This window comes from Pseudacidovorax sp. (assembly GCF_017991995.1).
GTDB lineage: Bacteria > Pseudomonadota > Gammaproteobacteria > Burkholderiales > Burkholderiaceae_C > Xenophilus.
Window position 1 is genome coordinate 144,860 of record NZ_JAGOPN010000009.1, and the last position, 15,430, is coordinate 160,289.

Sequence of the window (15,430 nt, forward strand, 5' to 3'; positions counted from 1 at the left end):
GCGATGGCCGCGCCACGTCCGTCGTTCTCTCACACCGCCCGGAAGACGCCCATGAAGCCGATCCCCGCCCTCGCCCTTCTGCTGTGCCTGGCCACGCTCGCCAGCTGCGATGCCGGCCGCTCCGCACCCACCGCCCAAATTCAGGCCACGCCCTCCGATGGGGCGCGCCAGCACCAGAACACCCTCATCCGCGTGCCCGAAGGCTCCGCCCTGCGGCAGGCTCTGGTCGTGGCGGCCGTGGCGCCGCAGCCCTTTGCCCCCACGCTCGAAGCCCCCGGCACCATCGAGGCCGCACCCGAGCGCCTGGTGAAGATGGTGCCGCCGCTGGCCGGCCGCATCGTGCGGCTGCATCACCAGCTGGGCGATGCGGTGAAGGCAGGCGATCCGCTGGTCACGCTGGATTCGCCCGACCTGGGCGCCGCCTATCGGGACGACGCCAAGGCCCAGGCCGCCCTGCTGCAGGCCCGCCAGGATTTCGAGCGCCAGCAGACGTTGAACCAGGCCGACATCGCCGCCGCCAAGGACCTGCAGGCCGCCCGCCAGACACTCGTCGCCGCCGAGAGCGACGCCCGCGCCGCGCGGGAGCGGCTGGCTCAACTGGGCGCGCCGGTGGATGCCGCATCGCGCCGCGAGTACGTGCTGCGCGCCCCCATCGCCGGCCGCGTGGTCGACATGAGCGGAGCCCTGGGCGGCTACTGGAACGACACCACGGCCTCACTGATGACCGTGGCCGACCTCTCCACCGTCTGGCTGGCGGCGAGCGTGCCCGAGAAGGACATCGCCGCCCTGTCGGTGGGCCAGGCGGTGCACATCGCGCTCGATGCCTATCCCGGCCGCAGCTTCGAAGGCAAGGCGCGCTACATCGGCGACCTGGTCGATCCCGACACCCGCACCGTGCGCGTGCGCGTGGCCATCGACAACCGCGAGCGGCTGTTCAAGCCCGGCATGTATGCGCATGCCACGCTGGAAGGGCCCGCGCAGCCGGCGCTGCTGATCCCGGCGACCGCCGTGCTGCAGAGCGGGCTGGCCACGCGCGTCTTCGTCGAGCAGGCGCCCTTCCAGTACGAATCGCGTCTGGTGGTGCTGGGCCGCTCGTCCGACGACAAGGTGGAAGTCATTTCGGGCCTGAAGGCCGGGGAGCGCATCGTGGTGCAGGGCGGAGTGCTGCTCAATGATTGAGAAGCTCGTCGCCCTCGCCTTCCAGCGGCGCGGCATCGCCTGGCTGCTGTTTGTCTTCGTGGCGCTCTACGGCTACTGGAGCTGGAAGCAGCTGCCCATCGAGGCCTATCCCGACATCGCCGACGTCAGCTCGCAGATCGTCACGCAGGTGCCCGGCCTGGGCGCGGAGGAGGTGGAGCAGCAGATCACCGTGCCGCTGGAGCGCGCGCTGCTCGGCACGCCCGGCATGCACGTGCTGCGCTCGCGCAGCCTGTTCGCGCTGTCGCTGATCACCGTCGTCTTCGAGGACGGCACCGACGGCTACTTCGCCCGCCAGCGGCTGCAGGAGCGCATCAACGCGGTCACCCTGCCCTACGGCGCCTCGCCGGGGCTGGATGCCTACACCTCGCCCACCGGCGAGATCTACCGCTACACGCTCGAATCGAAGACGCGCAGCCTGCGCGAGCTGTCGGAGCTGCAGTTCTGGACCGTGATCCCCCGCCTGAAGAAAGCCACCGACGTGGTGGACGTGGCCAACTTCGGCGGCCTCACGACCCAGTTCATGCTGGAGCTGGAGCCCGACAAGCTTCAGCAGTACGGCCTGTCGCTGCAGGACGTGAAGGATGCGCTCAACAACAACAACGCCACCGGCGGCGGCAGCATCGTCGACCGTGGCGAGCAGAGCTACGTGGTGCGCGGCGTGGGCCTGCTGCGCTCGCTGGACGACATGGGCAACGTGGTGGTCAAGACCAAGGCCGGCGTGCCCGTGCTGGTCAAGGACCTGGGCAGCCTGAGCTACGGCAACGTCGAGCGCCGCGGCGTGCTGGGCAAGGACGCCAACCCCGACACCATCGAAGGCATCGTGCTGCTGCTGAAGGACCGCAACCCCTCCACGGCCCTGGCCTCGGTGCACGAGGCGGTGCAGGAGCTCAACGAGCACATCCTGCCCAAAGACGTGAAGGTGGTGCCCTACCTGGACCGCACCTCGCTGATCGAGGCCACGCTGCACACGGTCTCGTCCACGCTGATGGAGGGCATGGTGCTGGTGGCGGTGGTGCTGCTGCTCTTCCTGGGCAGCCCGCGCGCGGCAGCCATCGTGGCACTGACGATCCCGCTGGCGCTGCTGATCGCCTTCATCTTCATGCACCAGTTCCACATCCCGGCCAACCTGCTGTCGCTGGGTGCCATCGACTTCGGCATCCTGGTGGACGGCGCGGTGGTGCTGGTGGAGAACATCCTGCGCCGGCGCGAGGAGGCGGAAGGCCGGCCGCTTTCGGCCAGCGACGCCATCGAGGCCACGCTGCAGGTGGCGCGGCCGATCTTCTTCGGCATGGTGGTGATCGTGTGCGCCTACCTGCCGCTCTTCGCCTTCCAGCGCATCGAATACAAGCTCTTCTCGCCCATGGCCTATGCGGTGGGCGCGGCGCTGGCGGGCGCGCTGCTGGTGGCCCTCACGCTGATTCCAGGGCTGGCCTGGCTGGCGCTGCGCAAGCCGCGGCGCATCGTGCACAACCCGGTGCTCGAATGGCTGGCGGTGCGCTATGGGCGCTTCCTGGCCCACACGGTGGGCCGCGCGCGCGGCGTCCTCGTGGCCTGCGCCCTGTCGCTGGTGGCGCTGGTCGGCCTGTTTGCCACCACCGGTCACGACTTCCTGCCCTACCTGGACGAAGGCTCGCTGTGGCTGCAGGTGCAGATGCCGCCGGGCATCACCCTCGCCAAGGCCGCGGCCATGGCCGACGAGCTGCGCACGGCCACGCTGGCCTTCCCCGAGGTGTCGTACGTGGTCACGCAGACCGGCCGCAACGACGACGGCACCGACTACTGGACGCCCTCGCACATCGAGGCCAGCGTGGGGCTGCATCCGTACAGCGAATGGACATCGGGCCTCACCAAGCAGGAGCTGATCGACCGCATGGCGCAGCGCTTCGCGCAGATGCCCGGCTACACGGTGGGTTTCATGCAGCCCATGATCGACGGCGTGCAGGACAAGCTCTCGGGCGCCCACGGCGACCTCACGGTCAAGGTCTTCGGCGAGGACCTGGCGCAGATCCGCAATGTGGCCAACCGCGTGGCCCAAACGCTGCGTCGCGTGCCCGGCGCCGCCGACGTGGCAGTGGATGTGGAGCCGCCGCTGCCCAACCTCAAGATCGAGCTCGACCGGGCCGCCGCCGCGCGCCACGGCATCAACGCCGCCGCGGTGGCCGACCTGATCGCCACCGGCGTGGGCGGCACGCCCATCGGCCGGCTCTACGTGGGCGAGAGGAGCTACGACATGACGGTGCGCTTTCCCGAGAAGGCCCGCGCCAGCGTCGATGCCATCGGCAACCTTACGCTGAAGTCGGCCACGGGCGAGCAGGTGCCGCTTTCCGCCGTGGCCAAGTTGAGCACCGTGGCCGGCGAAAGCGTCATCGTGCGCGAGATGGCCGAACGCAACATCATCGTGCGGCTGAATGTGCGCGGCCGCGACCTGGCGGGCTTCCTGAAGGACGCGCAGGCCGCCGTCGCCCACGACGTGACGCCCGCCGACACGCATGTTCAGCTGCGCTGGGGCGGCCAGTTCGAGAACCTGGAGCGGGCCCAGGCCCGCCTGGCGCTGATCCTGCCGATGACGCTGGGCCTGATGTTCCTGCTGCTCTTCGGCGCCTTCGGCAACCTGCGCCAACCGCTGCTGGTGCTGGCCGCGGTGCCGCTGGCCATGCTGGGCGGGCTGGCGGCGCTGCACCTGCGGGGCATGACGCTCAACGTGTCGAGTGCGGTGGGCTTCATCGCGCTCTTCGGCGTGGCGGTGCTCAACGGCGTGCTGATGCTGTCGCAGATCAACCGGCTGCGCACCGAAGAAGGCCGGTCACTGCGCGAGGCGGTGCTGGAAGGCGCCCGCAGCCGCATGCGGCCGGTGCTCACCACCGCCACCGTGGCCGCCCTGGGCCTCACCCCGGCCATGCTGGCCACGGGGCTGGGCAGCGACGTGCAGCGGCCGCTCGCCACCGTGGTGGTGGGCGGGCTGGTCAGCGCGACGGTCCTGACGCTGGCGCTGCTGCCGGCGCTCTACCACCTGATCGAAGCGCGGCTGGAGCGGCGGCGTGCCTCGCCCGCCTCACATGACATCCCGACGCAGGAGGTCCAGCCGTGACAACCCTCCGACTCCGCTCACTTCTTCCCGTGCCGCTGCTGGCCCTGCTCGGCCTGGTTCAGGGCTGCGCCGTCGGCCCGGACTTCCACGCGCCGGCCGCACCCGCCACACCGTCGGTGGCCGCGGCGCCCCTGCCCGCGCGCACGGCCGAGGCCGAGGGCCCGGCCGGCGGGGCGCAGCGCTTCGCCCTGGGCCAGGGCGTCGCCTCGCAATGGTGGAAGGCCTTCGGCTCCCCCGGCCTCGACGCCCTTGTCGATGCTGCGCTGGCCGCCAGCCCCGACCTGCAGGCCGCCGAGGCCGCGTTGCGCAGTGCGCAGGAGACGGCCCTCGCCCAGCGCGGCGCCTTCTGGCCCACGGTGGACGCGAGCTACACGCCCACGCGCCAGAAGACCTCCGGCGCCCTCTCCAGCCCGCTGGCCGACGGCGACATCACCCGCTACACGTTGCACACGGCGCAGCTCAGCATCGGCTACGCGCCCGATGTCTTCGGCGGCACGCGCCGCGCCGTGGAGGCGCAGGACGCGCAGGTCGACGTGCAGCGCTGGCAGCGCGAAGCGGTGGGCACCACGCTGGTCACCAACGTGGTGAGCACCGCGATCCAGGAGGCCGCGCTAAGCGCGCAGATCGACGCCACGCAGCAGCTGGTCGACCTGGCCACCCGCCTGCTCGACGGTGCCCGCCGCCAGCATGCGGCCGGCCAGATCGGTGGCGTCGACATCGCCGCCCAGGAGAGTGCCCTGGCCCAGGTCCAGGCCACGCTGCCGCCGCTGCAGAAGCAGCTGGCCGCGCAGCGCAGCCGGCTGGCGGTGCTCACCGGCCGGCTGCCGGGCGATCCGCTGCCGCAGCAGTTCACGCTCGATGCGCTGCAGCTGCCGGCCGAACTGCCGGTGAGCCTGCCCTCGCAACTGGTGCAACAGCGCCCCGACATCCGCGCCGCCGAGGCCCAGCTGCACGCGGCCGCCGCCCAGGTGGGCGTGGCCACGGCGGCGCGCCTGCCCAACTTCACGCTCACGGCCACGCTGGGCAGCTCGGCGCTGGGCGTGTCGCAACTGCTGCGCAGCGGCGGCTTCTGGTCGGTGGGCGGCACGCTGCTGCAGCCGGTCTTCCACGGCGGCACGCTGCTGCACCAGCAGCGCGCCGCGCAGGCCGCCTACGAGCAGGCCGAGGCGCAATACCGCAGCACCGTGCTCACGGCCTTCCAGAACACCGCCGACACGCTGCAGGCCATCGTGAGCGATGCCGACACGCTGCGCGCCACCGCCGCGGCCGAGGCGGCCGCGCGTCGCAGCCTGGCCGCCGTGCAGCGGCAGCGCGAGGCGGGTGCTGCCGCCCAGGCAGACCTGGTCCTGGCGCAGCAGACGCTGCAGCAGGCGGTGCTGGCCACTGCCCAGGCGCGCGCCGCCCGGCTCGGCGACTGCGTGGCGCTCTACCAAGCCCTCGGCGGCTGGTGGCAGGTGGCCGACAGCTCGGCGCGATAGGCTGGCGCGCCATGGTGCAAAGCCGAGCCTGGAACGCCCTCTCCAATCAGCCATGGGCGCGTGCACCCACGATCCGGAGACAAGACCATGAAGGCTTCGCGCTGGCATCGCCTCGCCCTGCTCACCCTGCCCGCCACCCTGTTCGGCCTGGCGGGTTGCGCCGCCCTGCCCGGCCGCGAGGTGCAGGCCGGCGGCGCCTACTGCTTCCTCAACCCGCTGGCACATGGCCACCACGGGCCCTGCCTCGACGGACCGCTGCCCGACGCCGACACGGCCCAGCAGGCCTGGCACTTCGCACCCGACCCGCAGGCCCTGACCGTCTACGTGGTGCGTCAGAACTGGAGCGACGGCCCGCACCGCGTGGCCGTGTCCCTGGACGGCCAGCCGCTGGCGGACACGCTGCCCTCGACCACACTGCGCCTGCGCGTGCCGCCGGGTGCGCATGCGTTCACGCTGCACGCCGAAGGCCACCCGCCGCACACCATCTCGCTCGATGGGCGTGCGGGCGAGGTGCATTACCTGCACATCGCCACCCTGGCCGGGCTCTGGCACATGGACTACGGGTGGGAGCTCGAGCCCGACGCCGTACTGCAGGCCCGGGCACGCCGCACGCGGCTGGTGGCCGATCTGCGGGAGGACCCCACGCGACCGACGAAATGAAGCCATCGATCCCCCCGGCACGGCGTGCCGCTCCTCTTCGGGTGCGCGGTCGCGGCGCACCGCGCGTCCCGTCCGCCATCGCCGCCGCCCTCGCCCTGCTGCTGGCCGGCGCCGCCAAGGCCGAGCCGGTCGAGGCGCCCGCCGCGACACCCGAGCAGGAATGGGGCACCGCCTTCCAGTCCACCTACGTCTGGCAAGACAAGGCCGCTTTCCCCGCCGCCTATTCCGGCAACAACAGCCTGGGCACCGAGCGGGCGCTGAGCTATTCGTTCACCGTCACCGCCATGGTCGGCATGCGGCCCTGGCGGGGCGGCGAGCTGTATTTCAATGCCGAGGGCGCCCAGGGCGTGCCGCTGTCGGGCCTCACGGGCCTGGGCGGCTTCACCAATGGCGAGATGGCCCGCTCGGCCACGCCCAACCTGGGCCTGTACCGCGCCCGTCTCTTCCTGCGCCAGACCTGGGGAGAGGGTGGCGGCGAGGAAGTGCAGGCCTCCGGCCTCACCCAGCTCGCCGGCACCGCCGACCGGCGCCGCTGGGTGCTGACCGCCGGCAACCTGTCGGTGCTGGACGTGTTCGACAACAACGCCTATGCCCACGACCCGCGCACCCAGTTCCTCAACTGGGCCTTCATGACCTACGGCGCCTACGACTATGCGGCGGACGGGCGCGGTTACTCCTGGGGCGCGGTGCTGGAGCGCTACCACGACGACTGGGCCCTGCGCGCCGGCCGCTTCATCCAGCCCTACGAGCCCAACGGCCAGCCGCTGGATCCGCGCTTCCAGCGCCACTACGGCGACCAGGTCGAGCTGGAGCATGCCCACCAGCTGGACGGCCAGCCCGGCAAGCTGCGGCTGCTGGTCTTCCGCAACCGGGCGCGCATGGCCAGCTTCAAGGACGCGCTGGCGCTTGCGCAGGCCACGGGCGACACCCCAAGCCTCGACGCCGTGCGCGGCGGCGACCGCAGCAAGCGCGGCATCGGCCTGGGGCTGGAGCAGGCCGTGGGCGACGACCTGGGCCTCTTCGCCCGCTGGAGCCGGGCCGACGGCGGCACCGAGACCTATGCCTTCACCGAGATCGACCGCTCGCTCTCCGCGGGCGCCCTGCTGCGCGGCAGCGCCTGGGGCCGGGGTCAGGACACGGTGGGCGTGGCCGCCGCGGCGAACGGCCTCTCGCACGCACGCCGCGACTACCTGGCGGCAGGCGGCATGGGCACCTTCCTGGGCGACGGCGCATTGCGCTACGGCACCGAAACGGTGGTCGAGGTTTTCTACGCCATTCAGGTGACCCGGGCGTTCTGGGTGACGCTCGACTGGCAGCACATCCGCCATCCCGGCTACAACGCCGACCGCGGGCCGGTGCATGTCGGCTCGGTGCGGCTTCACACGGAGTTCTGACCGGACTGAGGGGCCGCACAGCCTCGCGGAGCCCCACCTCCACGCGCCCCGGGGGACGAGCCGGCCCCTGTCACCCTGGTCCGTCCTGTCCTACACCGAATGGGGAGATCTTGTGACGACCAGTGTCATGAAATTTCATCAATGTTCACGCTACTAAAGAATTGCAAGCTGCCAAAAGGTGAGGTTGCGTTCTTCGGACCAGCTGTCGCAGCGATCGACGGGTGGCGCGTTCATGGCCATTTCGGGGAGTTTCGTTGTCCGTTGTTTCGTCTCTCGACCCCGCCCGGTGCGCGCACTGGTCGGCGGCCTGTGCGTTTTCACCCTTCGCGAGCGCCGAGTACCGGGCCTGGATCGCACGCGAATCATCGTCTGCCGACGCCGAGCGCGAAGCGCTGCGCGCTGCCCTGACGGCGGTCCCCCACCCCGCTGGCATCACCTTCGTCGTCGCCGACGACACACATGATCGCGCGGTGCGGGCGACGCTGTCGTCGCTCGCCGCGCAGGTGTGCCTGCAGTTCGACGTCCTGCTCAGTTGCAGCCCCGCACGCCAGGCGGCGATGTCAGGTGTCCTCGCCCTTGTGCCGCAGTCGCTGAAGGTGCGTGTCATCGTCGCCACCGAGGACGATGTCACCGTGCCGGCGCTGCAGCAGCTGGCACTCACCCATGCCGGCGGCGAACATGTCGGCCTGCTCAGCGCGGGCGACCAGCTTGCGCCCACGGCGGTGGCCGCCCTTCGGATGACGCTCGCGCGCTGGCCCGAGACCGACATCGTCTACGCCGACGAGGACTGGATCGCCGCCGACGGCACGCGCTGCAGGCCGCGCTTCAAGCCGGGCTGGGATCCAGAGGCCCAGCTGGGCTTCGATCTGCTGGAAGGCCTGTGCCTGTTCCGCCGCGCCGAAGTGCTGCACAGTGGCGGGCTGCGCCCCGAGTTCGGGCCTGCCGCGCGCTATGAACTGGGCTGTCGGATCGGCCTGCCGCTGCCGGCCTGGCGGGTGCGGCACATTCCTGCCGTCCTTTGCCATCGGCGCATACCGCTCGCACCGGACAGTGCCGCGACGGCCCGCGCGATCGAAGCCTATGCCGCGGCGGCACGTCGGGCCGCCCAGCAGGTGGCGTCGATGCAGAGCGGCACCCCCGTCGAGGTGGCCCCGTCGGTCCTGGCCCCCGTCGTCAACTGGGTGCGGCGCCCGTTGCCGCAGCCCGCGCCGCGCGTCAGCATCCTGGTGCCCACGCGGGACCGCGCGGATCTGCTCGCCAACTGCCTGAACAGCCTGCTTCGGCATACCGACTACCCCGATCTGGAAGTCGTGGTGCTCGACAACGACAGCACCGAGCCCCAGACCCATGCCCTGTTCGCACAGCTGCGCCAGGACCCCCGCGTACGCATCCTGAAGACGCCGGGCGCGTTCAACTTCTCGCGCATCAACAACCTCGGCGCCCGTGCGGCGACCGGCGCGGTCCTGCTGTTCCTGAACAACGACACAGAGATCCTCGATGCGAACTGGCTCAAGGAGATGGTGGCGCAGGCCATGCGACCGGACATCGGCTGCGTCGGCGCCAAGCTGCTGTACGCCGACGGCACCGTGCAGCATGCCGGGGTGATCCTCCAACCCGACCGGCTGGCCATGCACGTGTCCCGCACGGACGATGCGATGGCGCCCGGCGCGGACGGCAGACTGGCCGGCGCCCGCGGTTACCTCGCAGTCACCGGCGCCTGCCTGGCCATCCGGCGCGAGGTCTTCCAGCTTCTCGGTGGCTTCGACGAGAAGCACCTGGCCATCGCGTTCAACGACGTCGACCTCTGCCTCAAGGCCACCGACGCCGGCTACCGCAACGTGTGCACGCCGTTCGCGACCCTGTTGCACCTCGAAAGCGTGTCGCGCGGGCACGACCACGCCAACGAAGAAAAGCAGCAGCGCGCCGCGCGCGAGCTCGGACACATCACCGCCAAGTGGCCGGACCGCTTCGCGGAAGACCGGTTCCACAACCCCAACGTGCGGCTGGACTGGTACACGGGCACGCAGCTGGCCGCCTATGAAGCGCGGTGGCAGCTCGCCCGCTAGTGAACGCCATCGATCTGAAGAGAGGCCTCGGCACACGCTGAGCGGCAATACATGCAAGACACCCCCGTTCATCTTCCCGCCGTCGAGTGCACGCGCCTTGACCGCTCTCTCGACGTCCTGACGGACCCGGCGCTGGCGCCGCTGTTCTGGACACCCCATCTGCTGGGAAAGCCCAGCGCGTGGTGGACCCACACCCCCTTCGCCTTCTGGCTGGTGTCGGCCTGCAGGCCCCGCACGCTGGTGGAGCTGGGAACGCACAACGGCGTGTCGTACGCCGCCTTCTGCGAGGCCGTGGCCCGACTGGAGACAGGCACGCGCTGCTACGCGGTGGACACCTGGGCGGGCGACGAGCACGCGGGGCACTTCGACCCCCAGGTCTACTACGCGCTGCGCGATTTCCATGACAAGCACTTCAGCGCCTTCTCCGAGTTGCTGCAGTCCACCTTCGACGACGCCCTGCCCTATTTCGCCGACGGCTCGGTCGACGTGCTCCACATCGATGGCTTCCACACCTACGAAGCGGTGCGCCACGACTTCGAGACCTGGCTGCCCAAGCTGTCCGACCGGGCCGTGGTCCTGTTCCACGACACCAACGTCCGCAGCCGCGACTTCGGGGTGTTTCGCTACTTCGCCGAGCTGATCGGCCAGTACCCGTCGTTCGAGTTCCTGCACGGGCACGGCCTGGGCGTCCTGGCGGTCGGCCGCAACGCGCCGGCCGCGATCAAGGCCCTGTGCAAGCTCGAGGCCGACAAGGCGGACGCCGTGCGCACCCGCTTTTCGCACCTGGGCACGCGATGGTTCGTGACCACCCGCGAGCAACTGGGCAGTGCCGAGCTCAATCAGCGCCTGCAAGCGGCACAGACCCAGCAGGTGCAGGCCGAGGCCGAGCTGGCGCAACTGCGCGCCGAGCGGTCCGCCGCGACGGAAAGCAGCACCGTCGAGGCCGACTCGCAGCGCAGTGCCGAACTCGAGACACTGGCGCAGCAGGCCCAGGCGGCCGAGGCACGTGCCGCGCAGTCCGAGGCGCGGGCCGAGCGCGCCGAGGCCACCACGCACGCGACGCAGTTGGTGCAGCAGCAAGCGGGACGCCGGGTGGCGGAACTGCGCCGCATGGTGGCCCAGCTGACCACGGAACTGGCCCAGGCGCAGGAACGCGCGGTGACCGCGGACCGGCAGGCAGGCCTTCAGCAGCAGATCGCCGTCGCCTGGAAGGAGCGCGCCCAGGCACAAGGCGAACACTCCCGTGCGCTGCTGCAGCGCTTTCGCGACGTCCAGACCGATCCCGCTACGCAGGCCAAGGCTGCGGAGCCGGGACGGCTTCGCCGCATTGCGAAGCGTCTGCGCAACCGGAAGATTGCCATCGGCGAGACCTGGGAGACCGAGACCATCCGCCGCTCCCCGTACTTCGATCGCGCCTGGTACCTGCTCACCTATCCCGATGTCGCGTCAGCGGGGCTGGACCCCGCGGACCACTACCTGAGATACGGTGCGATCGAGGGCCGCGACCCGGGCCCCCTGTTCTCGTCCGCCACCTACCTGTCCCAATACACGGATGTGGCAGCGGCGGGCCTCAATCCGCTGCTGCACTACATGGAGCACGGCATCGAGGAAGGGCGCCACGCCGCCGTGCACGGCCTCTCGCAGGGCGAGCCCGCCCTTCCGGCCCTGCCGGCCCAGCGCTTCTCCATCTTCTACGTGTCCGGCGAACCCGACACCCCCGGGCACATCTACCGCGTGACCCGGTACATGGAGGCGGCGCGGATGAATGGCGTGCCCTCGGAGTGGGTGCGCCTGGACCAGCTGCAGGACAAGCTGTCGCTGACCGCCCAGCACGATGTGATGATGCTGTGGCGCACGCCCTGGACGCCCGCACTGCAGGAGGCGGTCGCCCGCATGCGCGCGCAGGGCAAGATGGTCGTGTTCGACATCGACGATCTGATGGTCGAGCCGGACCTCGCCCAGATCAAGTTCATCGATGGCATCCGCTCTGACGGCCATGTGCCCGAGCATGTCCGGGCGCATTTCGCCAACATCCGCCGCGCGATGCTTGCCGCCGACATCTGCCTGGCCAGCACCCAGGAACTGGCCTACCACATGCGCTGGGCCGGCAAGAGCACCCACGTCGTGCCCAATGGCTTCGACCACGGCACGCTGGAGCTTTCGCTTCGCAGCGCGCAGGCATGGCGCAGCACGCGCAGCGACGACCTGATCCGCATCGGCTACGCCGGCGGCTCACGCACCCACCAGCGCGACCTCGGCCTGGCCATCGAGGCGATTGCGCGCGTGCTGCGCGAGAACGCGCGTTGCCGGCTGGTCCTGTTCCAGACGCTGGCGGGCGTGCGCCTGGTCGAAGTGGAGGAATTCCCGGCGCTGGAAGGACTGGAGGACCGCATCGAGTGGCGGCCCTTCCAGACGCTGGAGACCCTGCCGCAGGAGATGGCGCGCTTCGACATCAACATCGCACCGCTGGAGTTCGGCAACCCCTTCTGCGAAGCCAAGAGCGAACTCAAGTTCTTCGAGGCGGCACTGCTGCATGTGCCCACGATCGCCTCGCCCACCGGCCCCTTCCGCCGCGCCATCTCGCACGAAGCGACCGGCCTGCTGGCCTCCGACGGCGACGACTGGTACCGCTGCCTGTCCCGGCTGGTCGACGAGCCGGCGCTGCGCGACGGGCTCGCCGCCGCCGCGCATCTCAGCGCCCTGGCGCAGTTCGGTCCTCTGCAGCGCGCGGCGCGGTTCGGTTGCGTGCTCGATCAACTGCGTGGCGACGTCCAGGCCGCGCGGGGGTTCGCGCTGGACGCGCGCATCCGAGCGACACCGTGGCGCAGCCCCACGCTGGTGCCGTCCACCGTGCTCTTCGAGCATTGGGCAGCGGAGCCGGAGGTGGCCGAGATCTCGGTGATCATCCCGCTGTACAACTACACGCAATTCATCGTCGAGGCGCTGGAGTCGGTGCAGGCCCAGAGCCTGGCGGTGCTGGACCTGATCGTGGTGGACGACTGCTCCACGGACGCCTCCCTGGACACGGCACTGGCCTGGGTCCGCGAGAACGCCCACCGCTTCAACCGGGCAGTGGTGGCGAGGAACGCGGTCAACAGCGGATTGGCCATGACCCGCAACGTGGGCTTCGGACTTGCACGGACGCCCTACGTGCTGCCGCTGGACGCCGACAACCGGCTGCTGCCGACCTGCTGTGAAACGCTGTACGGCGTCATGCGGGCGAACGCCGTGGCCTTTGTCTATCCCACCATCCAGCACTTCGGCGCCTCGCGCCGCACCATCAGCGACGCGCGCTACGAACCGCAACGCTTCGTGGCGGGCAACTACGTGGACGCCATGGCCCTGGTGGCCAAGGAGGCCTGGGCCATCGTCGGCGGCTACGACCACGTGAGGCACGGCTGGGAGGACTACGACTTCTGGTGCCGGCTCGCCGAGCAGGGCCAGCGTGGCCTCTGGGAGCCCCAGACACTCGCCGAATACCGCGTGCACGCCGCCTCGATGATTAAGACGGAGACCACGGCGCCCGAGAACTACCGGCGCCTCATGGACGACTTCAAGACGCGGCATCCCTGGGTGTCGTTGATCGACGAGCAACTCGCGCTGCAGGCAGCGCGCGCCAACCGCAGCTGACCAACCGTCGTCGCACGGGCAAAGGCGGATAGCCCCTGCACCGCCGGAACCGACGTGTGCAGCATGGCATCGTCGCAACGGGGCGCGCCCGTGCGGCCGCGCGACGGCCGCCAACCTGGCCACGTCGCGCACAATCCCGCCTGGCCGCATGCCGCTCTCCCGGCGTGTATGACGGTCCTCGCTGCGCGCCGCACCATGCTCTTCCTGGCCCGAACCCGCTCCGTCCTCCGCGTCGCCCTCGTGGCCGTGGCGATGGCGGCCATCTTCGTGGCGGACACGCTCACCAACTACGAGGTGGCGGCGGCGGTGCTCTATGCGGTGGTAGTGCTGTCGGCCGAGCGGGCGCTCCAGCCGCGGGCGCTGCGCGCCCTGGGCGCGGCGTGCATCGCGATGACGGTGCTGAGCTTCATGCTCACGCCGCGCGGCCACTACCACGCCGGCCTGATCAACATGGGCCTGAGCGTGTCGGCCATCGCCATGGTGACCTGGCTGGTGCTGCGCATGCAACGCGCCCGGGCCGCGGCGCAGGCGGCACAGGCCCGGCTGGAACGCATCGCCCGGGCGCAGAACCTGTCGGGCCTGACCACCTCCATTGCGCACGAGTTGAACCAGCCGCTGGCGGCCATCGTGACCAGCGGCAATGCCGCCCAGCGCTGGCTGGCGCAGGCACCGCCGCAACTCGACAAGGCGCGCCAGGCCCTGCAGCGCATGCAGGCCGATGCCGAGCGGGCCAGCAGCGTCATCGCCCGGGTGCGCCGCCTCACGCGGGGCGAACCGCCCCAGGCCAGCCGCTTCGACCTCAACGCCAACGTGCGCGAGATCGTGGCGCTGTCGCAAGACCGGCTGCAGGAAGAGGGCATCGACCTGCACCAGGCATTGGCCGTCGGACTGCCGCCGGTGTGGGCCGATCCGGTGCAGGTGCAACAGGTCATCGGCAACCTGCTGCTCAATGCACTCGACGCCATGCCCGCCGCGCCCGGCGCGCCGCGCGAGGTGCACATCGACACCGCCCGCGAGGGCGACACCGTGGTCTTCACCATCCGCGACTCGGGCATTGGCCTGGCGCCGGAGGTGCAGGCCCACCTGTTCGACGCCTTCTGGACCACCAAGCCCCAGGGCATCGGCATCGGCCTGAGCATCAGCCGCACCATCGTCGAAGCCAACGGCGGCCGCATCTGGGCCGAGCCCGCCGCCGGCCTGGGGGCGGTGTTCCGGTTCAGCCTGCCCGCCGCCCTGCAGGAGAAGCTGCCTTGACCCCGCCGACCTCGCCCGCCGACGCGGAACCCATCGTCTATGTGGTCGACGACGACCATTCGGTGCGCGCGGCGCTGGAAGACCTGCTCGCCTCGGTCGGGCTGCGCGCCATCGGCTTCGGCGCGACGCGCGACTTCCTGGCTCATCCCCGCGAACCGGCCCCGGCGTGCCTGGTGCTCGACGTCCGCATGCCGGGCCAGAGCGGCCTGGACTTCCAGCGGCAGATGCGGGCCACCGGCATCGGCCTGCCCGTGGTCTTCATCACCGGCCACGGCGACATGGCCATGGCGGTGGAGGCCATGAAGGGCGGCGCCATCGAGTTCCTGCCCAAGCCCTTCCGCGAGCAGGACCTGCTCGATGCCATCCACCAGGGCATCGCCTGCGACCGCGAACGCCTGGCGCAGGAAGCCGCGGGCGCGGACCTGCGGGCGCGCTGGGCCCTGCTGACGCCGGGCGAGCAGGCCGTGGTGCGCCTCGTGGTGCAGGGCCAGCTCAACAAGCAGATCGCCTGGCAGCTGCAGCTGAGCGAGGTCACGGTGAAGGTGCGGCGCGGCCAAGCCATGCGCAAGATGCAGGCGGCCTCGCTGGCCGAGCTGGTGCGGATGGCGGACCGGCTGGGCGACGTGGGCTGAAGCGCCGAGACTCACCGGCCAGGAGGGC

The 15,430-nt window shown here is 70.8% G+C and carries 9 protein-coding genes; all 9 read left to right on the top strand.

Annotated features, from left to right (window positions below):
• The first annotated feature begins 51 nt into the window (after window positions 1-51).
• Window positions 52-1,179, top strand: a complete 1,128-nt coding sequence (locus KBC94_RS14095) for an efflux RND transporter periplasmic adaptor subunit (RefSeq protein ID WP_294371043.1) — start codon at window positions 52-54, stop codon at window positions 1,177-1,179.
• Window positions 1,172-4,288: a CusA/CzcA family heavy metal efflux RND transporter gene (locus KBC94_RS14100; RefSeq protein WP_294371047.1), complete on the top strand. Its 3,117-nt coding sequence runs from the start codon at window positions 1,172-1,174 to the stop codon at window positions 4,286-4,288. The genes KBC94_RS14095 and KBC94_RS14100 overlap by 8 nt, the downstream gene beginning before the upstream one ends.
• The gene (locus KBC94_RS14105) at window positions 4,285-5,766 is read left to right on the top strand and encodes an efflux transporter outer membrane subunit (RefSeq protein WP_294371050.1); all 1,482 of its coding nucleotides are present in this window, start codon (window positions 4,285-4,287) and stop codon (window positions 5,764-5,766) included. Before KBC94_RS14100 ends, KBC94_RS14105 begins: the two co-directional genes overlap by 4 nt.
• An 87-nt stretch (window positions 5,767-5,853) precedes the next feature.
• Window positions 5,854-6,426 carry a hypothetical protein gene (locus tag KBC94_RS14110; RefSeq protein ID WP_294371053.1) on the top strand — a complete coding sequence of 191 codons (573 nt, stop codon included), beginning with the start codon at window positions 5,854-5,856 and terminating at the stop codon, window positions 6,424-6,426.
• Window positions 6,423-7,820 carry a carbohydrate porin gene (locus tag KBC94_RS14115; protein WP_294371055.1) on the top strand — a complete coding sequence of 466 codons (1,398 nt, stop codon included), beginning with the start codon at window positions 6,423-6,425 and terminating at the stop codon, window positions 7,818-7,820. Before KBC94_RS14110 ends, KBC94_RS14115 begins: the two co-directional genes overlap by 4 nt.
• A 254-nt stretch (window positions 7,821-8,074) precedes the next feature.
• Complete coding sequence (locus KBC94_RS14120; protein ID WP_294371058.1) at window positions 8,075-9,886, top strand: glycosyltransferase family 2 protein; 1,812 nt, start codon at window positions 8,075-8,077, stop codon at window positions 9,884-9,886.
• A 51-nt stretch (window positions 9,887-9,937) separates the two neighbouring features.
• Window positions 9,938-13,516, top strand: a complete 3,579-nt coding sequence (locus KBC94_RS14125) for a class I SAM-dependent methyltransferase (protein ID WP_294371061.1) — start codon at window positions 9,938-9,940, stop codon at window positions 13,514-13,516.
• Between the two features lie 195 nt (window positions 13,517-13,711).
• Window positions 13,712-14,770, top strand: coding sequence for a HAMP domain-containing sensor histidine kinase (locus KBC94_RS14130; protein WP_294371062.1), 1,059 nt, complete (start codon window positions 13,712-13,714; stop codon window positions 14,768-14,770).
• Window positions 14,767-15,402 carry a response regulator transcription factor gene (locus KBC94_RS14135; RefSeq protein ID WP_294371065.1) on the top strand — a complete coding sequence of 212 codons (636 nt, stop codon included), beginning with the start codon at window positions 14,767-14,769 and terminating at the stop codon, window positions 15,400-15,402. The genes KBC94_RS14130 and KBC94_RS14135 overlap by 4 nt, the downstream gene beginning before the upstream one ends.
• Window positions 15,403-15,430: the final 28 nt, after the last annotated feature.

Excerpts from the sequence above, each read along its gene's own strand:
- KBC94_RS14100 (WP_294371047.1), top strand. The coding sequence starts at position 1,172 with ATGATTGAGAAGCTCGTCGCCCTCGCCTTCCAGCGGCGCGGCATCGCC.
- KBC94_RS14130 (WP_294371062.1), top strand. The coding sequence starts at position 13,712 with ATGCTCTTCCTGGCCCGAACCCGCTCCGTCCTCCGCGTCGCCCTCGTG.
- KBC94_RS14125 (WP_294371061.1), top strand. The coding sequence starts at position 9,938 with ATGCAAGACACCCCCGTTCATCTTCCCGCCGTCGAGTGCACGCGCCTT.
- KBC94_RS14095 (WP_294371043.1), top strand. The coding sequence starts at position 52 with ATGAAGCCGATCCCCGCCCTCGCCCTTCTGCTGTGCCTGGCCACGCTC.
- KBC94_RS14110 (WP_294371053.1), top strand. The coding sequence starts at position 5,854 with ATGAAGGCTTCGCGCTGGCATCGCCTCGCCCTGCTCACCCTGCCCGCC.
- KBC94_RS14115 (WP_294371055.1), top strand. The coding sequence starts at position 6,423 with ATGAAGCCATCGATCCCCCCGGCACGGCGTGCCGCTCCTCTTCGGGTG.